Genomic DNA, 23,112 nt, shown 5'->3' on the forward strand with positions numbered 1-23,112 from the left:
GAAAGTTTTCACGCGTTAATGAAAAAAGCTACAATTCATTCTAATAAGAAAAAATATAAATCTTTGAAGGATTATATAAATGATGTCATTGGTTGAATGATTTGATATAACAAAAATAAAAAAAGCAACATAAAACTATACTGACAAAAAACATTCTAAATTTATACCATTTTATATAAGTTGGTATAAAAAGATATAAATTTTTCAATTATTTAATTAAATAATGAAAAAACTTTTGAAATAAAAAGTTTATTTTTGCATACACTTTTTTAGTTTTTTAGATAAAATTAAATTAATTACTATGCTGTAGTCAAATTTTATTTTAAATGCTCCAAAAAGGGGTAACAGTCTCAAGACTATTGTTTGGGCTTCTGAGTTTACGGCCGTTGGATAGTCAGGATATAAACCAAATGGCATGAATTTAAATGCCCCAATTATTCCCGTCGTTATCATATAAATAATTATTGGCATAATTTGTGGAATTGATATCTTTCAAAATTGTTGTCACTTAGGAGTTCCATCAATTGCTGCCGCATGATAAAGTTTAGTATTAACTCTCATAAAGGCAGCTGTGAACATCAAAATTTTAAAGGGTAGCATACTTCACGTACCATAAATTACTATTAACATTTTAGAGAATTTAGGATCTCTCCAGTTAACTGAAGATAGCCCAATCTTTCTCAATATTTGATTCAAAATAGATGTATCGAAATTTGAGAAAATCATAGAGAATGCCATAGCCACTGCTATTGATGAAGTTATGTACGGCATGAAGAAAACAGATTGAAGAAAAGAGAAAGCCCTTTTATTCAAAATATTAGAGAGAAGTTTACCTGTTAATAATGTTATTAACAATGATAAAGGTACTGCACATATTGCATATACAAACGAATTTAAAATAGAAATCTTGAATTCTCTGTCATTGAATAGTGTCTTAAATTGTCCAAGCGAAAGTTCAAAACCTTCTCACATTTGATTGGCATTAAAACCATTTCTAAACACGATGAAAACCGCATAGTAAGTGAATAGAAAGATGAAAAAGATTCCAGGAGTTATTCATATTAACTGATTAATAAAATCATGTTTTCCCTTTTCCATATTTTTTGGTTTGTCTTTACTATGTTTAAACTTTTTGGTTATATTATCCACCCTTGGTCGAAAACCTTTACTCTTATTCATATTCAACCTCTATTCTTAAGTTGTCTTGATTAAATAAATATATTTTTTCCTTTTTAGCATAAACTTTAATATCATCACCAATATCAAAATTCATAAGACTAGGTTCTATTAGAAAAGCTATTTTTTTATCAGTGTTACTTTTAATTTTTACGTGATTGTATTTACCAAGTTGTTCAACTAGTAAAACTCTCCCAATAGCAAAAAAAGTATCATAGTCCTTATTTTTAATATTTGACAGATGTTCTGGGCGAACCGCCACCAAAACTTCTTTATCAGTTTTAGCTTTTGTTTTTAAAGAAAGTTTTGTCCCAGACGGAAGTTTTAATTTACCATCATTTATTTCACTTTCGATGAAATTAATATTCGGAGTTCCAATAAACTTTGCCACAAATGTATTTTGTGGTTTGTTATATATTTCCATTGGTTTTCCATATTGTTGAAGAATACCCTTATCCATAACAAATATACGATCTGAAATACTTAAAGCTTCTTCTTGATCATGAGTTACGAAAATAGTTGTAATGCCAACCCTTTGTTGGAAACGTTTAATTCAATCACGTGTTGTCAGTCTTAATTTTGCATCTAAGTTAGACAATGGTTCATCCAATAATAAAATTTTTGGTTGTTTAACAATGGCTCTAGCAATCGCAACCCTTTGTTGTTGTCCACCAGATAATTCGTGAGGCTTTTTATTCAATTGATTTTCAATTTCCACCTTCTGTGCTGTTTCAAAAACCATCTTCTTGATTTTTTGTTTTCTTGTGAATATTTTTCTTTTTAAGTCTTTAATGAGATTATTTGTCTCAATCTTTTTACCTTTTTCACCAATTTCCTTTGTTACTTCTTTGATCATATTATCCACAAAATTTTTGATGGCCAATTCATACTTAGCCACGATTGTATATAAATAGGATTCATTTATCTGAGTTCTTTTTTGGATATATTGTTCATACTTAACTCTATTATCTTCAGATTCGAATATATTGATAGTTGCTTTGCTCTCCAAATCAATACCGCCATTATATCTTTTCTGTTCAATTAAAATGTTTTTCTTGCTTATTTTCCCTGTTTTATCCAAATTCTTTAAATAAGATTTTTTATTACTTATCTCATAATTTAAATATTCAATATAGAAATCTACTGCATCTTTGAACAGAGGATTTAAATCTTTATTTTCTTTTATATCTTTTTCGATACTTACAAATGAGTTGAGCACTTTAAGATATGCTTCAGCATAGGCATATCTAGTCTTATCAAATAGATATGTAATCATTTTATTTTTTAGCAAAATAGATTGATCATTAGAAAATAATTTTTTGACATATTTTTTAATCTCTACTTCATGTTTTTTAAGAAATGACTTTTCTCCATCTTCATAACTAGCAAATATATCATCAGATATTTTTTTAAACATATTTCTTATTTTTGATTGTTCTTCAAGGATATTGGTATATCCTTCTGATAATTTAATTTCTCTAATCATAGACGAAAATTCTTTATTATCTATTTTCAATCTTCTTGAGAATTCTTTACTTTGATATAAAGGGTAAGCGATGTTTTTAAATACTGTCATATGCGTGTACAATGCATAACTTTGGAATACTAGTCCAATATTTCTTTTTTGGCTAGGTTTATGTGTTACATCTATCCCATCAAATATTATTTGACCTGAAGTTGTGTTTATTAAACCCGCAATTGCATTTAATGCAGTTGTTTTACCACACCCCGATGGTCCTAATAGCGAAATTAATTCTCCTGTTTTTATATCAATATTTAAATCATTAACCGCTAGAAAGTTACCAAAGTCAATGGTTAAGTTTTTAAGTTCTATACTCATTCTCGTCCTTTCATAGACATTATCTATTTTTTCGTTTCAATCGTAAATTTTTGTAAGTCCCCAGGCATGTTAGCGTGCAATTGTCCTAGGATCGTATTGTTGTTTCTTTCGCCACTTAATGTACTTATAAAATTAGCACTTGATTTACCATTTGCAACTCCTGTTCTAATAGAGTTACTAATTGCTTGTCTCACTATGTTTCCGAATGGATTTGGTACATGAGACACCAAAATTGTATTCTTGTTATCTGTTAAATATCTATCTACAAGTTCTCATAATAGAATGTCAGTTTTTGAGAAAGTTTTATCAGATTGGGCTTCAGCAATTTTTTCATATGTATCAGCATCTTTTGGCGGAGTTGCACCTGGATTAAACTTACCAGTTCTCATATTGTCAAAACTTCCATTTACATAGTATGAATATCTATTCATAGCATCTTTTGTAGAAGGGATATATCCACTTTGTAGTGAAAACTTAGTAAGTGTTTTTTCTGATAGCATATATTGTAAAAATGCTGTAACAACTTTTTCTTTCCCAGTTTTGTTGGCACCAGTTGAATTAAATCCAGCAATACCTGGACCTTGTTGAGCAAAGTAGTCCGCTTTAAAGTCTTCTCCATTAGAAGATTTTGTAGAATTGGAAATCGCTACAATGTCCTGAGGCATTGCAAGGTTGGAATTATTATTAATCATTGATCAAGAACCAGCTGAAGATGAAGTACTTGCAAACATAGTACCTTGTTTAAAAAAGTTGCTTGAGTATGCATTTTCAATCTTTCCAGGTAATATAGCTCCTCTTCATTTTGCTCTTGGATCGTTTTCGTTATCCCTATTTGTTTTAGCTAGTTCAGCAATCTCATCAAATCATTTCATAGTAGTTCCAGCTGAACCACCAGAATTTAAGATAACTTTTCCAGTTCTTTGTTCATAATTCACATCTTTTAATTCATATAAGAAATCCTTGTGAGTGTCTTTAGTGGCATCAAGATTAGTTATTCCAGAATCTTTCGAAGCTTGAATGTAAACCCTATTGGCGGAATCATCTACACCAAAAGCATATACGTAACTTTCAGAAAATGATTTATCCATCTTACGGATTTGTTCTGTTTCCATATCTGAATAAGTAATTTTACCGCTACTATCTTTTGAAAAGTTATGTAGTTCTTGATATAGTTTTGTCAAGATATAGTAATTATCATTATCTTTTAAAAGTTCGATGATTTTATCTACACTGACATTTCCTTCGAGTTTAGAAATAATTTTACTTATAAAAATTTCTTTTGTTTCAGCAGTAGCTTTAGCATTTTTAGTGAATATTTTACCAGTTTTGGCTGTTTGAAGCTTTAGTCCACCTTTATTACCAAATTCCGGGTCTTTGAATCTTGTTTCCATTGTAACTATTCGTTTTTCTTTACCAAGATTGCCCACCTCAGCATCAACTTTATGTTGTACATCGTGAAGCGCCAAAGTACGGTTACTGTTATACTCATCAACACTTGTCATTAAGTCTTTAACAATTTGATTGTCGAATCCTCCTTCAACAACTTTACTTATCATTTCAATAAGCAATTTTAAATTAACCGTTGTGAAAGCAAGTGATTTAGCAGCTGGCAATACAGCTAATTTATCTTTAATTATTCCTTCTTCATAGAATGAATCTCTAATAAATTTTTCTCTTAACTCTTTTTCCTCATATCCAATTGTGGCCTGCATATCTCTAATTTGATTTTTTGCAGCACCCATAGAAATAGAAGACACTGAATCTGGATATGCAACGTATAAATCCGGTAATGCTTTACCAGCTGCAATATCTTGAGCTACAGGGTCTTCTTTTTTTCATCTATATTGAACTTTAATGTCAGATTCATTACTTTCATTAAAGTCATTAATCATTTCTTCATATGCTTTGGCTATCTTTCCAGTTTGCGAAGCAACTATACCCGGCAACATGAAAATAACATCTTCTTCAGATTTATCCGAACAAGCAACAACTGCCATAGCAGATGATGTTGTAAGTGTGACAGCTCCTAAAATTGTTAATAATTTTTTCATTTTATTCTCCTTTTAGTTCTAGCAACTTAAACGGTTAACACATACTCCACATAATAAAAGAGGGTTCAAAAGCACAATGCTTGAAAACCCCCTTCCATTGATTCAAATACTTACAGTCCCTATTTTTGGCAAGGGGTGGAACAGTAGCCCATTTTGCTACCCTATATAAGTTTTCCGGTATTAAGTTATTGAAATTATCTCATTTAAAATTCAAAAATAAAGACTTTAAAAATAGAACATTTTCCACTGAAATTTTTTATAAAACAAAGTTAGAAAATTAATATTTTGGAAATTTTAGATTAAAAACCGATACCTATAAGCCTATAGAATTTCCAAAAAATAAAAGAAAATAATAAAGACTTTTTCCAATATTTTCCGTTTTTAACAAAACGCCATTAAAGACAAAATAAAAAAGTAAGTTTGACCTTACTTTTTATTTTTAAGAATAATCTTATTAATATTTTTTCCAAGATTATGGAATTTAGCTTCATATTCTGTTGGAATATTGTTTTTTAACATTTCTTCATTTGCATATAAATCTGTTGTTTGAGCAATTGTTTCTCATTTATCAGTTTCATCTAGTTGTTCAAGAGTTGAAGCAAATAATCCATCGTTATCAGTCTTCATGTGAATTTCTCCACCCTCTTTTAAAATCTTAGAATAAATATCTAAAAACTTAACGTAAGTTAAACGTTTTTTAGCATGACGAGATTTTGGTCATGGATCTGAGAAGTTTAAATAGATCTGATCGATACTATTTTCTTCAAACATATCACTTAAATCTTCAGCGAAGTCATTTAGGTACTTTAAGTTTGTCATTTCAGCATCACCAAATGTATTAAGTGATTTCTTCAAAGCAACTCCAACAACAGTTTTTTCTTTTTCCATACCAATATAATTAATGTCTTGGTTTTGTAAAGCGTGGTTCGTAATAAAATTACCTTTCCCACACCCGATTTCTAAATGTATTTTCTTATCATTTCCAAAACTATTCATAGATGTTAGTTTTGTTTGACCATCGAACTTAATTAAATGTTTTTCATTTTCATTTAAAAAATCGTCAGTTCAAGGTTTGTTTCTTAATCTCATATTTCTCTCCTATAAAAAGGCTAATCCCATACCTAAAAACAGTGCTACAGACGCAATATCAACAACTGTAGTAATTAAAGGTGATGAGGCCACTGTTGGGTCTAATTTGACCGCTTTTGCCGCTAATGGCAATAAACATCCAATGATGTTTGCAAATACAATACTCAATAATAGTCCGATTGAACTTGAACCAATTGCGATTCAAATTTCACTTCCTGATAAATCACCATTGAATTGAACTAAATAAATGAATATTAATCTTAAAAAGTTAAATCCAATTAATGGAATTGCAATTAAAATTGAAGTCACAAATTCTTTAAGAATAATTTCTTTAATTTCTTTTTTATGAATTTGTCTTAGTGTTAATGATCTAACCATCATTAGCGCAGATTGGTTTCCACTACTTCCAGCAATTCCGGCAACAATTAAAACCATTGGCAATAACATCATTAAAACTTGTTCATGCTGATTTGTATAATCTGTTACGTGATATAAGTCAAAGAAAGCTATCATCAAGATATGTGTAATAGTTCCTAAAATTAACATCGCAATTAATCAGATAGAACGTGATTTAAACATTTTGAAAACACTTGTTTCAAAATAATCAGATTCAGCATTATTAATTCCTGAAAATTTTTGAATATCTTCAGTAGCTTCTTCAACTAAAACATCGATAACATCATCTACTGTAATAATACCCACCAATTTATGTTGTTTGTCAACAACAGGCAATGTATTCAAGTCATAACGTTTGAAAACAACCCCAACTTCTTCTTGATCCAAATCACTTGGAACAGAAACAATTTTAGTGTTCATAATTTCACCCATTGTTTTGTTATGGTTATTTAAAATTAAATCTTTAATTTCAATTCACCCTAATAATTCATCTTTGCTATTTGTGATGAATAAATCATCAATCTCATCAAAATCTTCATGACGTCTTCTAATTTTTTTAATAGCCATTTCGACAGTATCTGCATCTTCTAACTCTGTGAAGTTAACTGACATAATTCCACCAGCTGTTTCTTCATCGTATTTTAAAATACTATTAATTTCTGCACGTTGTTCTTTTGTAGTTGCTTTTAAAACTTTTTTAACAATTTCAGCTGGCATTTCATCAATTACATCAATGATGTCATCTGTATATAATTCATCAACAATTTCTTTAATCTCATGTGATGTAAATGATCCAATAATATATTCTTGGTGTTCTGAACTTAAGTATGTAAAAATTTCTGCAGCTTCATCTGTTTCTAACATTCTAAAAATCTTTAAAACAGTTTTTTCTTCCGTGTGTTCAAGTGCTTCTGCAAAATCTACATATTGATGTTCTTTTGATAAATCACGAACCCCTTTAATATTTTTTGTTTCAGCAGCTTCAACTAGCTGCTGCTCTAATTCTGAAATTTCTAACATAAATCCTCTTTTCATTATTAATATAATTTTAGCAAAATAAAAAGCATCCATGATGCTTTTTGAGATTAATTGAACATTGACCCGTCTTCATAAATAAAAGTTTGATTCATCAAGTTCATTTGGTCAAGAATTTTAGAATCGGTAGTTCTTAAATATTCTTCTCTTAATTTAATTAGTTCGATCGCGGCATTGTGTGATTTCACTAAATAAACTCTGTTATCAGCAACTAATTGTTCATCAAATAGCGCTCCATAAACAAAGTGATTAATGGCAATTTCAGCCATTTGCGTAGTTGATCCTTTTTGGTAATATCTGAAGTCAGAAACTACCGCGATTACAAATTTATTTAATTGAGTAGTTTTAGCTTGCTCAATCGCAATCGCAAATTCCATGATCATTCCATGGTCTAAACTGTCTAGTTCACAAATAACATATTCAGATTCAGTAACAGCTTGATAATCTGTTGCTCATATTTGTAATGGTGTTGGTGTTACTGATTGATTTGTATCAAAATCAATTGGGTTTTTGATTATAAAGTCTGTCAATTCTCCTCTCATATTAACACCTTCAATTTTTCTTTGGTTAACTTGCGCTTCGTTGAACATACTTCCTGCGTTATATATTTGTTTCATTTTTTACCTCATTCTTCTAAGTTATTTTATCAAATTAAAACTCTTTATATAATTTAAATAAAAGATTATAATAAAGGTATGGGGATGTCCTGGATTCGACAGGATATGCTTGCCTTGCAACGGCAGTAGTGTGGAAGACTATAAATTCTACTAGGTTTGATAAAACGCAAACAACGAAAAACAAGAAAACTTTGAAATGCCAGCATTTATGATCAACAATGCATCAGCTGGAGCAAACTTCGCGTTTGCTTAATTAACTCTTAGAAGTTAATAGCACTCAACTTATAGATATGTAGTGGGCTTCATATTCTATTCGTATTACCCTAGTCTACTAGAAACTTATGATCATGATACTTAAGATTCGAAATCCCATCATGAACGGTATTGTTAACTTTTGTTACTTTTAGTAACATTATCGAGTTAGAAAAGATAACTAAACTGTAGAAGTTGCTTGGTGATATATTTTGGACGCGGGTTCGATTCCCGCCATCTCCACCATTAAGAAAATAAGTACTTGGCTTTTAGCTAAGTTTTTTTATGTTCAAATTATGCATAAAAAAACACCCTAAGGTGTTTTTGTTTAGCTTCTATTTAATTGATTTTTTCAATGATTTGATGTGATCTAAAACTTCTTTTTTAGTCATTTCTCTCAATGAATCAGCCTTGAAGTTAATTCCTGCTTTTTTAGCAGCAGTTCTAATTTCAGTAGCTGTTTTTTGTAACTCTTGACGAGATTCAGTAATATCAGCTGAACCATCAATTAAAGCTCTTTTTTGAGTTTCAGTTAATGGTTTTGTAGATTTAGCCGCTTTTTTGACAGGAGCTTTTTTAGTTACTGGTTTAGCAACTACTTTTGCATCTTCTTTTTTAGTTGCTGGTTTAGTTGTAGTTTTTTTTAGTTGCTGGTTTAGCAGCTTCTTTTTTTGCTTCAACTTTTTTTGCTTCAGCTTTAACTGGAGTTTTTTCAACTTCAGTTTTAACTGCAGCCTTTGTAGCTTCAACTTTTTTAGCTGTTGCTGGTTTAGTTTCTGATTTAACTGCCACTGTTGTTTTTTTAGCAGCAACTGGTTTAGCAGTAACTGTCGCTACAACTTTAGCTTCAGCGTGTTCATTAACTAATTCTGTAGAGAAAGTTTCTCCACATTTTGGACATGTAATTGTTCCATTTGAAGCAGTTGCTACTGCAACTGGTGCGTTTTCAACTACTGCATTGGCAGCTTTGAATTCAGCACTTCTTTGAACTTCTAAAATATCTTTCATTCTTGGTTTAATAGCTTCTTGCTCTCCACCATAAACAACTTGAACGTTTGTTCCACGAACTAATGCTCCTGTAGAACCTCCAAGTGATTTGATTCCTTCAAGATCAACATTTGTTCCATCAACAACAGTTAATCTTAAACGTGAAGCACATGAGTCAACGTCAACAACGTTAGCTTCTCCACCTAAGAATTCAATAATTTTAGCAGCTTTTTCATAACGTGCAATTTCGGCAGCGTTTGTTGATTTTGTGTAAGGGTTTGCTCCAGATTTTGGTGCCTCCAAAGGTGAACCATCCCTGTTTTGTCCTTTTGATGCTTTATAGTCATCTTTTGTGAATAATTGAGCTTCTCCACTTTCACGTCCTGGAACCATAATGTTTCCGAATTTAACTGCGCAGTAGAATACTACGAAGTATAATCCTCCCATTACTCCAGCAACTCCGATAATACCGAATACTGATTTAGCTGACATAGCGTTTTGTCCGAAGAATGGCACTAATCCGAATACTACGTAATCGATGAATCCTCCAGAAACTGTCATAGCAACGTGTGTATTTAAGAATCCAGCAGCTCCGAATGATAATGCAGCTAATGGCATGTGTACTCCGTAGAATAATCATGGTGCTAAGAATAAGAATGTATATTCAATTGGTTCTGTAATACCTGTTAAGAATGATGTAAAGGCAGCTGAGAAGTAAATTCCCATTACTGATTTACGGTTTTCTTTTGGTACGTTTAATCACATAGCTAATGCTCCCATTGGTAATCCGAATAACATAAATCCGAATTTACCTGATTGGAAACGTCCTAAGTTTAGTCCTAGGTATTCAAAAGTACTAAAGTTAATACCTTTTGAGTTGTCGATAACCGCAATTAAACGGTTCATCATGTTTTGATCTCCTTGAGCTCCTAAGAATTCCCCTCAAACTTTAATTTCGTTTGCAGTTGTTCCTAAGAATCCAGTTTTCATCATTTCAGTTAAGTATTGAACTGCTGTTATATCACCAAGAGCTCATGCTGATCCTGCAAAATCCTTAACTTTGTCCATGAATTCAACATCTGTTAAACCATTTACAGTTCCCCCGTTTTGGAATGTTGTTAAAGCATCATTAAGAGTTCCTTGAATTGATCCTCCAGCTGATGTTCATCATAGTGGTGCATAGAATACGTGGTGTAATCCAAACGGTACTAATGATCTTTCGATCATTTCGAATACTAAAGAGTCTACCCCTTTAACTGGGATTTTTCCTGAAGTAGTTCCAAATCATGTTAATCCTTGTCCGATTCATGGTCATAAGATCATGAATGCAAATGATAAAGGAATAACAGCAAAGAAAGTAATAATTGGTACTAATTTAGTTCCTGAGAAGAAACTAAATGCTGATGGTAATTGAGTAGCGTGGAATTTATTGTAAATTCCAGCAGCAATTGCCCCAACGAAGATACCAGCAAACACCCCAGTGTTTAATGAATTAACACCTAAGTTGTTTGTTAATAATCCTGATGCAATGTTTTTATGTCATAACAATGCTGATAATTGGTTTCCCGCTTCATCAGTTAAAATTGTTGTTCCATCCGCAGCATACATCGGGTGTAATAAAGCAGCTTGCATAGCATTCATAACTAAGAATCCAACTAGAGCTGTTAATGCAGCAACTCCAGCGTCTTTTGTATATGCCATAGCAACTGACATTGCGAATAAGATAGGTAAGTTACCAAAGGCAACGTCTCCCATTTTATTCATAACTGTACCTAAGTATCACGCAAATGATTGAGCGTCTGTATTAGCAGCAATAGCAGCCCCAACACCTAAGAATACTCCGGCAATCGGAAGTAAAGCAATCGGAAGTAAGAAAGCTTTACTTAATTTAGAAAGAGTTGGCATAATTGATCCACCGAATTTTTTCAATCCAGCAAAGAAACCAGGTTTACCAGCTTTTTCTGTTCTTACGGCAGTTTGTGTCATAAGAGTCCCCTTTCAAAGTTTATTTATATAATTTCGGGTTAGTGATTATTATGATATCAACATCATAAGTCCAGTGAACGCCAACACTAAACAAAATAGTGCAGTAAATATAGGGAAATTCTTTTTCGTAAATTCCCATACCCCTTCTGACTCTCTATTCTTTTTAGCGAAGTCTCCACGTTTAGAACTATTTTTCTTAGCCATAAAATGTCATGTAAAGAAAATACATGCCAAAATTAAACCAATAATCAATATTGATAATCCAACTACGAAGTTGGTATTTTCAGTTGTTGTTGTAAAAAACATATTAATCTCCCCTAACCAAGTTCTATTATACAACAATCAAACAATAATAAACAATACCAAACCAATAAAAAAAGGGAAAGATTTCCCTTTTTTTAGATATTATTTGTTAAAACCACGTTTATCAAGATTGTATTTCGATATTCAGTGAGAAGCGCTCTCAAAGTGGGATTTTTCTTCTCTTTCTTGTATCAGTACAAACTTGATGTCTTCAGCAGTCATTTCTTTTATTTTCATATATTCTATCATTTGCGAATAAATGCCTACCGGATTTTTTTCAACCATTTTTTTGGCATGCAGTCTTATTTCTGTACTAAAATCACTAGTTTCAGAAATATACATCGGTATAAAGAAATCTTTATCATTAAAACTTTTCCCAAAGAAAATGGCGTAAGTAGCATATATTTTTTCAGCTGGTAAAGCATCTAAATCTGAAAACTTATAAGATGATTTTTTCAGCAGTTTATTAATATCCGTTTTAGTGTTTTTTTGTTTATCTTTTGATCATATTTTAAAACCACCTGCAAAACCCCAAACACTTACAAATATACCGACAATCGCAAACATTCCGATCAATACTCAAGCTCAGACCGGCAAATCTACATGAGGCGCATTATTCATTTCAGCAAAAAACATACATCCCCCTAGTATTTATACTTAGCTAAAGTTTTTCTTTCGACATCACGCGCTTTAATAGTTTCACGTTTGTCGTAGTTCTTTTTACCCTTACCTAAACCAATTTCTAATTTAGCATAATTCCCTTTTAAATAAAGTCTCAGTGGTACTAAAGTTAATCTTTCTAATTGAATTCTCTTTAGCATCTTTTTAATTTCTTTTTTATGTAAAAGTAACTTACGAGTTCTTGTAGGATCAATACCCTTAACATTATTAGCAAACTCATATTTTTTAATATTCATATTAATAGCAAAGGCTTCGCCTTTTCTTATTAATATGAATGCTTCATTAATTGAAACTTCTTTTTCTCTAATGGATTTAATTTCAGGTCCTGACAATTCAATCCCTGCTTCGAATTTTTCCAGGATTTCATAGTTATAGAACGCTTTTTTATTAGATGTTATTACATGTTCGCCCATAAAACCCTCCTTGATTAAACTAGTTTAAAGTCGATTGTACGTTTTTTAATATCTGCACCAATTACTTGGATTTTTACTTTTTGACCCATTCTGTAGAATGTGTTGTCCTTTTTAATTAATACTTGTTTAACTTCATCATATGAAATTCCATCTTCTAAGTTAGTAATGTGAACCAACCCTTCAACCATATTATCCAATTGAACAAAGATTCCAAATTTTAAAGCAATAGAAATTGTTCCTTCATAAATTTGACCAACTTTATCAGCCATATATTCAACCATACATGCTTTATTTACTTCACGCTCACAGCTAACTGATGCAACTTCGGTATCATTGATAATTCCAGTAGCTCTTTCAATAAACGCTGCGTTTTTTTCTAACATAAAGTCTCTAGTATCTTTATTTAAAATGTATTGTTTTAAATACCTGTGAACCATTAAGTCTGAGTAACGACGAATCGGTGATGTAAAGTGTGTATAGCATTTTGACGCTAAACCAAAGTGTCCAATGTTTTCAATTCCATATTTAGCTTTATCCATGTAACGCAACAATGATAAGTTTAATAATTCTCTTTCAATCGGATCTTTTGTTTGTTCATCAATTTGTTTTAACGCTTTATTAATATTTAATGGGTCTGTCATTTCTTTGTTTGTTAATTTTGGATCAATTCCAAATGATTTCAACAATGAGTATCATGTGATTAAATCTTCTTCTTCGGGTTTACCATGATTACGGTAAACATAAGGTAAGTCTCTATCAAATACTAATTCAGCAACAGCTTCGTTTGCTGATACCATGAAGTTTTCGATAAGTTTTTCAGATTCTCCAGTTTCACGAGCTTTAATTCCAATAACATTTGATTCAGCATCCATCACAATTTTAGCTTCACGAACACCAAAGTTGATTGTTCCACGCTTTTCCTTAACTGCATCAATTAATTTGTGTAGTTCTCTAGCAATTGTAATCATATCAGCAACATCTTGACCTTTTGTTCAAGTTCCATCAGCAAAGAAATCATTTACTTCGCTATAAGTTAAACGAGCTTTTGAAAAAATGATTGTTTCAAAAACACATTTACTCAACATGTGTCCTTGTTCATTGAATTCCATTTCACAAGCTAACGCTAATTTTTCAGTTCCCGGATTTAACGAACATAAATCATCAGAAAGAATTTTTGGTAACATTGGAATTACTTTGTTTGCCAAGTAAGTTGAGTTTCCTCTAATTAATGCTTCATTATCTAAAGCTGATTTTGGTTGTACATAATGAGAAACATCTGCAATAGCAACTGTCAATTTATAGTGTCCATTATCAAGTTTTTCAACACCAATAGCATCATCCAAGTCTTTTGAATCAGCCCCATCGATAGTTACGATCATTTTGTCCATTAAAGATTCTTTCATACGAGATTTGATTAAATCTGGTTGATCTTTTAATGGAATGTTAACTTCTTCTGCATTTCTAATAGTCTTAGTCATGAATTCAGTTCTGATATCAAATTCTTCAGCAATAGACATAATTCTATCCGAAGCCTTTGAAGCATCACCAATAATCTTTTTAACTCTTACGAATAGCTTACGATCTTTCAATTCAAGAATTTTAGCCTTAACTAAAAGATTATCTTTTAAATCTAAATCATTTTTATTAACCATGATAACCCTGAAGTTAGAAAATGATTGATCCATTGGAATGAAGTCCAAAAATTTACCATCACGTGATCTTGTAATTTCACCAATTACAGAAGTTTTTTCACGTTTGATTAATTCAACGATTTCGGCTCTAATTCTTCCATCCGCTTCAGTCTTAATAACATAAACAACTTCATCTGATGTGAATGTACCATTTAAACTAACTGGTGGTACAAAGTAATCATCATGTTCATCATCTTCCAAGTCTGATACAAAACCAAATCCTTTAGCATTCAATTTCAAGATACCGTGGTGGTACTTACTTTCATTTAATAAATAAATATTATTATTTTGTGAGATTGAGATATGGTGCTCTGCTTCAAGAGTTCTTAGCATATCTAAAAAATCTAAATGATCTTTCACATCTAGAACTGCCGCTAATTCGTTGAACGAAAGCATTCCCCCATTATTCTTTAATAACTTAATAACTTTAATTTCCATATTCTCTCCTCTGTCTGATATAAAAAACACTATTACAGAATAGTGTTAGTTAAAATACATACTACTAGAGTAATAACAAAAAATACAATTCCTAAACTTAACATTCAAATAGATAAAATTTTATCCATTCCACGTTCTTTAGAGTTTGAGAATAATTCCTCATTTCCCCCATTTAACGCACTAAGTCCTGTTTGTGATTTTTTGTTCTGTAGTAGTCCTATGATAATCATTATTATTGATACAACCATAGCTAAAATTTCAAATGCTAAAATAACAGATTTCGCTGTTGAACTAGTAGCAAATAAATTAATAAAAGTATTTAACATATCGCAGCCCCTTCATCTTATATATAATACTTTAATTTTGAGTAAATAAAAATGAGCTAGGCTCATTTATTACTATTTTTTAAATAAATCTTCAATTTCAACATCTAAGCCTTCAGCAATTTTTTGAATAGCTTTAAGAGAAACATTTCTACGTCCTCTTTCAGAATCAGAAATATAGTTTCTATGTAGTCCAGATCTAAAACTTAACTCTTCTTGAGTAATATCAGCTTTAGTTCTAAGTTTCTTCATATTCTTACTTAAAAGTTCAATGATATCGTATTTTTCCATAGTTTCCCCTTTTATATTTCTTCACTTAATTTTCTGATTGACTTGAACAGATTACTTACCCCAGACTTGGTAATTTTATATCCTTCTTCATTCATTATATATTCTAACTCTGAAAATGAAGCTTCAGGGTTGTCTAATCTAATTTTAGCCAATTTTTGCGCTTTTTCTGACAATTGATTAAACATTTTCTTATTTCTTATGCGTTCAATCTCTTTAATCTGTTTTTCAGCAGCTACCAATGCTTTGGTTTGGTTTGAAATATCAATATTATTTATTCGGTTAATGTTATTAAAAACATCTCTTGATATTCTTTGGTTTTCGAAAGCCATAACCGCTTGTGAAGCATCAATCAATTTAATAAAATCAGATACCATTAATGATTTCTTTACATAACAAACAAATCTTGTATTGTTTCGTTCTAATATTTTGAATTCAAAACCAAATTTATTTGTTAGTTCTAAAAAGTAGTCGGCCGATTCTTGTTCTTTGAATTGGACTTCTAAATGGTAGTTTGTAGTTTCGGGAGAGTTAACAGAACCAGTGGCAATAAATACACCCGCAATGTAAGCCCTAACCAAAGCCGAATCTTTCAATCAATCTTCTCTGATTTGAATAATTTTAACATTATTTTGATCATAGATATTTAATTTTTGTAAGAATTGAGTAACGTTACCAATCAAAGTAATTTGGAAAGTTTTTTGCTTTTTTAAAACTTGTGATTGGATAATAGATACTTGAATTTCTCCATCGAAGAATTCTTTACAAAACGAAAATAGCGTTCTCGCTATTTTGTTACTAATTGTTACTAATTTTAATTTCTCATAGTTTAAAGAATAAACAATATCGGCATTGTATTTGATAAATCCCGATAACAAAGCTTCTTTTTGGTCATGAGAGAAAGTATGTGAAATTATTTCTTCTTTTACCTCTAATGCAAATGACATAATTTCACCTCTTTCCTAATTTTCTAATCGCTCTAATTTTTGTCTAGCTTTTTCTTCTTTTGCTAAACGTTTTTGCAATTTAACATCTGCTTTATTATTTTTAATGTTTGATGGTTTATCCGTTTTTGAAACCTTAACTAATGCAAAGTAATCTTTTTCATACATGTATCCAGGTTCACGAACTAAGTTTGGAATCACAAATTGTGATAATAGCATTCCAATAACCCCGATCATCGCAGTACCACCAATTAAAATAAGTGATAATGGCTTATTGAACATTATAAATAAGTGATCATTTGGTCTTTCCAATTCCAATATAAACCTAACAAAGTTTCAAACAAAGAAGAATGCAAAAGCCTCAACTCCAGCTTTTGTAGTTGTGTATCCTTTTGGGTTATTTGCAAGATTCATTGACTTACCAGTTTTTCATCTTTTAACGAGATAACTGTCATTTGATTTAGCAATCAATGCAGCCTTTTTGATGTGTTGCTCTTTTGCTTCTAAGTCTTCATGCCTAACGTAAGCTTTATCTCATGCATCTCTTCATGACATTTTAGTACTTGATTTTATTCAAGGCATAAAGAATTGTTTAAATGTAAATCCTCAATCAAGTGAGTATTTATTTGGTTCAACTTTTCAGGGTTTTTTACCAAATCATTTTCCAATATTCGGAAGAACAAAAGTGATCAACACTCAACCCAATAATAGTCCCATAGATTCATAGAAGAAAATTGGAGACATTTGAACTAAATCACCTTGGTTATAAGTAACTCCGTTTATAGTTGTTTCGCTATTAGCTACAGCCATAGTATTACGTAGAATTCAATCTGGTAGATGAATACCTGATGATTCTACAACTGATCAATCAATATTATTTACAGAAACCCCTTGAGCCACTACCTTAACCGGGGCTCCCATTACTTCGTGATTGAAGAAGTTACCTCAACGACCAATAACTTGTCCAAGAAGAACGTTTGGTAAAATTGCATCAGCATAAGCTCATGCAGAGTCTTTTGGTTTTCTTCCTAAAAAGAAGAAAGTGATAATTCCGAAGAAGGTCCCAACATAAACCCCGCCATGAATAGCCATACCAGCTTTTCAGAAAGCAAATAATCCTCAGAATCCAACACCACCAGCATTTTCACCAGCGCCATCAGCATTTAGTTTTCCAAATATCGAAGCACCAAATAATGCAGTTGGAATAACCACCATTACTCCTCATGCTAATTCATAAATAGGTATTCCCCTTCTTCAAAACTTATAGGCGCTATATCCAATTGATGCCGCCATACCCATAGTCATGGTGAAAGCGTATAAGTGGAATGCACCATAATCGGCTTTTATATCTCCATATTGAACCATTTGCCAATTGCCTTCTCATTCTTCCCAATCAACATTCAGAGTTTTAAGTCCAATTAACGCAAGTAAAGGCAACACCGAAATTAACCCAATAAGAGCGAATATCAATCATTGCTTTCACTTAATATCAGTTTTTAATCTCATGTTGCCTCCTTTTATCTAAGGTTTTGTAAATATTCAACAGCCATTTGACCAGCCATTGCTCCATCCCCAGTTGCGATTGCAATTTGGCGTAGAGGTACGTTTCTAACATCTCCAGCTACAAACAATCCTTTAATAGTTGTTTCCATTTTAGGTGAAGCATCAACATATCCTGTATCATTTGCAATATCTAAGTTAGATACAAATTGTGTAATTGGTGTTGCTCCAATATATGGGAAGATTGCAGTTACTTCCAATTCTCTCGTTTCGTTTGTTACAAGTGATTTAACAGTAATTGATTCCACTTTATCTGTTCCATTAACACTTTCAACAACTGATTCCATGATGTATTCAACACCATCCATTTTGGCTAGGTTTTCAACATTTCAGTTATCAGCTCTAAAGTGGTCTTTTCTAACAATTACATATAATTTATCAACAAATTTTTTTAAATATGTTCCTTCAGTGATTGCAGAGTATCCCCCACCAACAACAGCAACGGCTTTTCCTTTGTGGAATGCACCATCACAAACAGCACAGTAACTTACACCTTTCCCGTATAGTTCTTGCTCTCCTGGAATTCCTAATTCATTTTCTTTAGTTCCAGTTGCTAAGATAACAGTTTTTGCAAATTTCTTTTCTTCATTTGCTAAATGGATTTCAAAAGTTCCATCTTCCAAGTTTTTAACATGAACAACTTCATTGTATTCAAACTTAGTTCCAAGTTGAGTTGCTTGCATATACATTTTCATTGCTAATTCTGGTCCTAAGATAGTTTCAAAACCAGGATAGTTTTCAACGATATCTGTTTTAACCATTTTTCCACCTGGAGCTTCTTTTTCAATGATCATTGTGTTAAGTCCAGCTCTTGATGTATAAATAGCTGAAGTAAGCCCCGCAGGACCTCCTCCGATAATTAAAACATCTAACATTTCTTCATTAATATGATTTTTCATATAATCACCCTAATTCCCTTCATTTATATGGTGAGACAAATTGTGTAACTCCAATAATAACTAATCCAGTAATTAGCAATAATGCTAATACTATAAAGTTTGGTATTGGTAAGTTTTGCATAAATAAGTCTTGTGGTCTTCTCATAGTCTCTAAAATAATTCTTAATAACATGTAACCAAATATATAAGCTCCAGTTGTAACACCAGTTCTAATAATTAAATGACCGTTTGGGTTGTGTAATTTTTCAATCTCTCTTGCATCAGGATTTATATTAAATCTTCTTGATCATTTTCCAATAGTTGAATAGATTTCGTCTTTACGTGTATTCATAAGGTCTTTTTGAGTAGAAATATCTTGTTTCTTCATTGCTACTAACTCTTTATATTTATTTGAGTTTTTAGCAACTCTACTTAGCTTGTTGGAGTATTCTTTTTCAATTTTCTTTATGGCTTTTTCTAGGCTGGGTTTTAAAGTTTTTAGTCTTTGTTCACCTTGGTAATTACGTGCTGATCTCTCTTCATATTCTTTTTCAAATTTCAATACTTCTAATGAGTTTGGTTCATATCAATAATAAGCTTTATTTCATGCTCTAAAGAATGATAATTTAAGTTCGATAATTTCTCCATTATCGGTTGTTATTCGAACTTGTTTATATTTTATAGGAGCAAGTGTGTCTTTTCAAATGATTTCACCCTCTGATAGAGATTTGTGTTGTTTGTTGTATCAACCTGGATAAGCTTTTGGTTCTAAATCTCAAGGTTTTGGTTTGGAAAACACTCTTCCAATATTTGCAACTCCAAATGTTATTAACAATCATAGCAATAAGTTACCAATTGATTCGAATAAGAATAATGGTGAATGATACATTAATGGAGATTCGATTACTTCTGACAACGTTCTTCCATCAAGCTCAGAGATATCACCCATGTGACTTGCAAGAGCCTCTAAATTAAATCAGTCAGTTGGGTGGTCCATTACATAACTGAAACCTGATAAATCAGGGAATAAGAACATTTTATCTCTGATTGCGTTAGGCAACCAAGACAAGTCTTCATATGTTAAATTGGCAGCACCCATTAACTCATGGTTAAAGAAGTTACCTCAACGACCCATCATTTGTCCTAGTAAGATGTTTGGTATGATGCAATCAGCATAAACTCATACAGAAATTAAAGTAATCTTACTTCTTTTGTAAAACCACACAAAACCAGCAGCAATTCCAAGCGCTAGTGAACCAAACAATGACATTCCTGGCTCTCAAAAGAAAAATACCTTATATCAATTATTACCTTGTTGATAGTATGGGATAAAAACCTTACCAAAAATAGATGCACCAATAACACCTAAAGGAACAACAATCATGATCCCTAATTCAAGTTCTTTTAATGGCATCTTACGTAATTTAAATTGAATGATAGATGCTATTATAACTAACAAAATCCCAGTGAACATAAACACTGGGTATGCTGGTATGACACCAAATAAATTTCTCGCCGCAGTTGGATCATTTCCCTGTCCTAATCAATCCAAGAAAGAAAAGTCTGGTGCTTGGGCAAACATATTAATCATTTGCTTCCTCATTAGTTTTCATAATTCTTTGATTCATTAATTCAATGATGTCAACTTTGTCATCACTTTGGTTAATTTTTAATTGAGCTACAGCTGATTCGATAATGTTTGAAATATTACGTCCAGATGAAACAGGAATTTTCATGTGAGGTACATTTACTCCAAGAACATTTTTTAAAGCTGGTTCTCTTCCGATACGTTCTGAATCATCAACTCCATTTGTACCGAATTTGAATAATTCAATAACCATATCCAATGGTGTTTCATCCATAATAATTTGGTAACCATTTGTTTTAGAAACATCAATAATACCAATCCCTCTAACTTCAACTAAGTTTTTTAAGATCGGGTGTGATTTACCAAAGATTTTATTCCCTTTATTTGTAAGAATGATTCTGTCATCACCAACAAATAAGTGGTTGTGTTTAACCAACTCTAAAGTAATCTCTGATTTACCAATTCCTGATTGTCCAATTACCATAATCCCCTTACCAAAAATATTTACAAGAGATCCGTGAACTTCTTCACTTGGTGCAAAATAATCATCATATAGGTCTAAGATGCGTTGTGTAAGTTCACTAGTTGATGGATAGTCAATACTTAAAAGTGGAAAATCCAGTTCGTTTGCTACATCAACTAAAATTTGATCATCAAATTTTTGAGTAACAATAACTAAAGGAGCACCAGATGTTAATAAATCATTATATTTAGCTCTTTTAGTAGCATCATCAAATTGAGACATATATTGGTTTTCTTTTGATGACATCAAAATAGCACGTTTATGTCCAGTTCCCTTTTTGCCATAAAATCCAGTCAATTCTAAACCAGCACGGTTTAGTCCATATACGTGAATCTTGTTATTAATTTTGCTTTCACCTGATAAAACTTTGAAATCAAAATTATCAACTAGATTTTTTATTGCTATCTTTCCCATAAAAGACCTCCTGATATTATTTTAATTTTACTATATAAATTTTATTTAATGAATATTTGCTTCCATAATTGACTATTTAAGAGTTATACTCTATACATAAGGAGGATTTAAAATGGAAAACACAATTGTACAAGCAACTATTACTGATATCGTTGACTTCGGAGCATTCTGTACTGTAGAAATTAACGGTGAAGAATATAAAGGATTAATCCACATCTCTGAAATCGCTGATCAATTCGTAAGAGACGCTAAAGAATTTGTTGCTTCAGGTGACGTAGTTAACGCTTTAGTTATGGAAGTAAACGAAGGTAAAAAACAAGTTAAATTATCAATCAAAAGAGCTGCTTAATTTAACAAATAACATATTCATTTTAAATTCATAATAATTTGCAAAATAGTCGTTATAGTTGAAGAGTAAATATTGTTTAGAAAAATCTACCAACCGGTAGATTTTTTTAATACTCAAATATTTTTTATTATTTTTATCAAATATCGGATATAAAAAAGCGAACCACTTATATGGGTTCGCCTTGTTTAAGATTAAGTTAGATTACATTGATGTTAATTATTATTTCGGTTAGTTAATATTTTTAACTAATAGTTGAATAACTAGCAACTCAACAGTTTCTGCTTTTAGAACACTCTTATCGATCAACTTGTGATTTGGGTTTTGATAAGTGTATAAAAGATGATAAACCAGAACGCTGGTGGAATTTCATTATCCCTATATATAACATTGTAATTAAAGCTACAAACTTAAATAGATATATAAACAAATTAAATTTTACACTTTAGCAAATGAAACTCTTACATTTAACAAACTAGATCATCTCTCTAATTCTATGATGGTGTCCATTTGAAATTTAACTATGATTATAATTCTTTTACTTTTTTATGAGATTTCGCTTTTTCAGCTTTTTCTCTTTTTTCTTTTCTAATCTGAATTTTTTCAGCTTCAGAAATTTTCGGTTTAAAGGTGAATTTAACCTCACCATGTCTCCCCACTCATGCGCTATTTGGTTTACCAACATCATTTCTAATGAAGATAAATAGAACCATAAAACATGAATAAGTTAAAAATGGATAAACAACAACTTGAATTGGCAGAAGAATAAGCTTACTTATTCAATTAACGGCCGCTATTGATGATCCATATAAAGCACTAATAGCGATTGGGTGAATAACAAAAAGGTGTAAGATTATACAAATTGTATAAATTAGAACCATTTTAGGAATTCAGTACTTTGTATTCTTATTGAAAAATACTAGTGAACCAGCAAAACCTATCATTACTTTGATTAACATAAATCCAAAGTGAAACCCACCACCTGAATTTAATATGCTGCCTGTAATATCTGATGATATACCAGCAACCATTCCTGATAATGGACCAAACATCATCCCTGTTAAAAACATGATGAAGTTACCAACCATTATCTTTCTTCCAAATAACATCGCATACCCAACAAAATTTGTTAGCACTACACTTAGAGCTACAAGCATACCTAATAATGCAATATTTTTAACGTTGAATCTCTTCAAGCTAAACTTTTCCATTATTGCTCCAGACGTTAGCAATGCTACAATTAATGCCGCACAAATGACTTGGGTTACAATCATAAATACGTGCTGTGACATT

At 31.4% G+C, this 23,112-nt stretch carries 21 protein-coding genes and 1 other RNA gene; 2 read left to right on the forward strand and 20 right to left on the reverse strand.

The features are described from left to right. Positions 1 to 249 precede the first annotated feature (249 nt). From G319_RS09065 to G319_RS09080, 6 genes are all read right to left on the reverse strand, one after another. On the reverse strand, positions 250 to 1,098 hold the full coding sequence (locus tag G319_RS09065) for a carbohydrate ABC transporter permease (protein WP_156902652.1): 849 nt from the start codon (positions 1,096 to 1,098) through the stop codon (positions 250 to 252). Positions 1,099 to 1,171: 73 nt separating this feature from the next. Then, positions 1,172 to 3,016 (reverse strand): ATP-binding cassette domain-containing protein, encoded by a 1,845-nt coding sequence (locus tag G319_RS0101365; RefSeq protein WP_026389349.1) that lies wholly within the window; start codon positions 3,014 to 3,016, stop codon positions 1,172 to 1,174. A gap of 23 nt (positions 3,017 to 3,039) precedes the next feature. Beyond that, positions 3,040 to 5,067, reverse strand: a complete 2,028-nt coding sequence (locus G319_RS09070) for a lipoprotein (RefSeq protein ID WP_026389350.1) — start codon at positions 5,065 to 5,067, stop codon at positions 3,040 to 3,042. A 426-nt stretch (positions 5,068 to 5,493) separates the two neighbouring features. Beyond that, a complete protein-coding gene (gene trmB / locus G319_RS0101375; RefSeq protein ID WP_026389351.1) occupies positions 5,494 to 6,156 on the reverse strand; it encodes a tRNA (guanosine(46)-N7)-methyltransferase TrmB in 663 nt (220 codons plus the stop codon). A gap of 9 nt (positions 6,157 to 6,165) precedes the next feature. Further along, positions 6,166 to 7,572: a magnesium transporter gene (gene mgtE, locus G319_RS09075; RefSeq protein ID WP_026389352.1), complete on the reverse strand. Its 1,407-nt coding sequence runs from the start codon at positions 7,570 to 7,572 to the stop codon at positions 6,166 to 6,168. 65 nt (positions 7,573 to 7,637) lie between these two features. Beyond that, on the reverse strand, positions 7,638 to 8,204 hold the full coding sequence (locus G319_RS09080) for a hypothetical protein (RefSeq protein WP_051350848.1): 567 nt from the start codon (positions 8,202 to 8,204) through the stop codon (positions 7,638 to 7,640). A gap of 80 nt (positions 8,205 to 8,284) precedes the next feature. On the opposite strand from G319_RS09080, the gene ssrA reads away from it, so the two are divergent. Then, positions 8,285 to 8,702: a transfer-messenger RNA gene (ssrA, locus tag G319_RS04975) on the forward strand. 89 nt (positions 8,703 to 8,791) lie between these two features. Here ssrA and G319_RS0101390 read toward each other — a convergent pair. The 13 genes from G319_RS0101390 to hprK all read right to left on the reverse strand — a co-directional run bounded on the left by G319_RS0101390 (position 8,792) and on the right by hprK (position 21,473). Continuing rightward, complete coding sequence (locus G319_RS0101390; RefSeq protein WP_026389353.1) at positions 8,792 to 9,136, reverse strand: hypothetical protein; 345 nt, start codon at positions 9,134 to 9,136, stop codon at positions 8,792 to 8,794. Continuing rightward, entirely contained in the window at positions 9,084 to 11,429 is a 2,346-nt protein-coding gene (locus G319_RS04555; protein ID WP_280123362.1) for a PTS transporter subunit EIIC, read from the reverse strand. The genes G319_RS0101390 and G319_RS04555 overlap by 53 nt, the downstream gene beginning before the upstream one ends. A 48-nt stretch (positions 11,430 to 11,477) precedes the next feature. Beyond that, the gene (locus G319_RS09085) at positions 11,478 to 11,735 is read right to left on the reverse strand and encodes a hypothetical protein (RefSeq protein WP_035358767.1); all 258 of its coding nucleotides are present in this window, start codon (positions 11,733 to 11,735) and stop codon (positions 11,478 to 11,480) included. A gap of 99 nt (positions 11,736 to 11,834) precedes the next feature. Further along, complete coding sequence (locus G319_RS09090; protein WP_026389354.1) at positions 11,835 to 12,368, reverse strand: hypothetical protein; 534 nt, start codon at positions 12,366 to 12,368, stop codon at positions 11,835 to 11,837. A gap of 8 nt (positions 12,369 to 12,376) precedes the next feature. Further along, on the reverse strand, positions 12,377 to 12,826 hold the full coding sequence (gene smpB, locus G319_RS0101410) for an SsrA-binding protein SmpB (RefSeq protein WP_026389355.1): 450 nt from the start codon (positions 12,824 to 12,826) through the stop codon (positions 12,377 to 12,379). A gap of 14 nt (positions 12,827 to 12,840) precedes the next feature. After that, the gene (gene rnr / locus G319_RS0101415; RefSeq protein WP_026389356.1) at positions 12,841 to 14,955 is read right to left on the reverse strand and encodes a ribonuclease R; all 2,115 of its coding nucleotides are present in this window, start codon (positions 14,953 to 14,955) and stop codon (positions 12,841 to 12,843) included. Positions 14,956 to 14,987: 32 nt separating this feature from the next. Continuing rightward, on the reverse strand, positions 14,988 to 15,281 hold the full coding sequence (gene secG / locus G319_RS0101420; protein ID WP_035358769.1) for a preprotein translocase subunit SecG: 294 nt from the start codon (positions 15,279 to 15,281) through the stop codon (positions 14,988 to 14,990). 72 nt (positions 15,282 to 15,353) lie between these two features. Beyond that, a complete protein-coding gene (locus tag G319_RS0101425; RefSeq protein WP_026389358.1) occupies positions 15,354 to 15,569 on the reverse strand; it encodes a helix-turn-helix domain-containing protein in 216 nt (71 codons plus the stop codon). Between the two features lie 11 nt (positions 15,570 to 15,580). Continuing rightward, positions 15,581 to 16,513 (reverse strand): DNA-binding protein WhiA, encoded by a 933-nt coding sequence (gene whiA, locus G319_RS0101430; RefSeq protein WP_026389359.1) that lies wholly within the window; start codon positions 16,511 to 16,513, stop codon positions 15,581 to 15,583. Between the two features lie 15 nt (positions 16,514 to 16,528). Then, positions 16,529 to 18,016, reverse strand: coding sequence for a prolipoprotein diacylglyceryl transferase family protein (locus tag G319_RS09095; protein ID WP_051350849.1), 1,488 nt, complete (start codon positions 18,014 to 18,016; stop codon positions 16,529 to 16,531). A gap of 11 nt (positions 18,017 to 18,027) precedes the next feature. Then, positions 18,028 to 18,969 carry an NAD(P)/FAD-dependent oxidoreductase gene (locus G319_RS0101440; protein WP_026389360.1) on the reverse strand — a complete coding sequence of 314 codons (942 nt, stop codon included), beginning with the start codon at positions 18,967 to 18,969 and terminating at the stop codon, positions 18,028 to 18,030. Then, on the reverse strand, positions 18,953 to 20,539 hold the full coding sequence (locus G319_RS0101445; protein WP_026389361.1) for a prolipoprotein diacylglyceryl transferase: 1,587 nt from the start codon (positions 20,537 to 20,539) through the stop codon (positions 18,953 to 18,955). Before G319_RS0101445 ends, G319_RS0101440 begins: the two co-directional genes overlap by 17 nt. Continuing rightward, positions 20,532 to 21,473 carry an HPr(Ser) kinase/phosphatase gene (hprK, locus tag G319_RS0101450; protein WP_026389362.1) on the reverse strand — a complete coding sequence of 314 codons (942 nt, stop codon included), beginning with the start codon at positions 21,471 to 21,473 and terminating at the stop codon, positions 20,532 to 20,534. Before hprK ends, G319_RS0101445 begins: the two co-directional genes overlap by 8 nt. A gap of 112 nt (positions 21,474 to 21,585) precedes the next feature. On the opposite strand from hprK, the gene G319_RS04570 reads away from it, so the two are divergent. Further along, positions 21,586 to 21,822 (forward strand): S1 RNA-binding domain-containing protein, encoded by a 237-nt coding sequence (locus tag G319_RS04570; RefSeq protein ID WP_051350850.1) that lies wholly within the window; start codon positions 21,586 to 21,588, stop codon positions 21,820 to 21,822. 524 nt (positions 21,823 to 22,346) lie between these two features. Here G319_RS04570 and G319_RS09100 read toward each other — a convergent pair. Further along, on the reverse strand, positions 22,347 to 23,111 hold the full coding sequence (locus G319_RS09100) for a folate family ECF transporter S component (protein WP_051350851.1): 765 nt from the start codon (positions 23,109 to 23,111) through the stop codon (positions 22,347 to 22,349). Position 23,112 lies beyond the last annotated feature (1 nt).

It is taken from the genome of Tullyiplasma multilocale ATCC 49900, assembly GCF_000483165.1.
GTDB lineage: Bacteria > Bacillota_I > Bacilli_A > Mycoplasmatales > Mycoplasmataceae > Tullyiplasma > Tullyiplasma multilocale.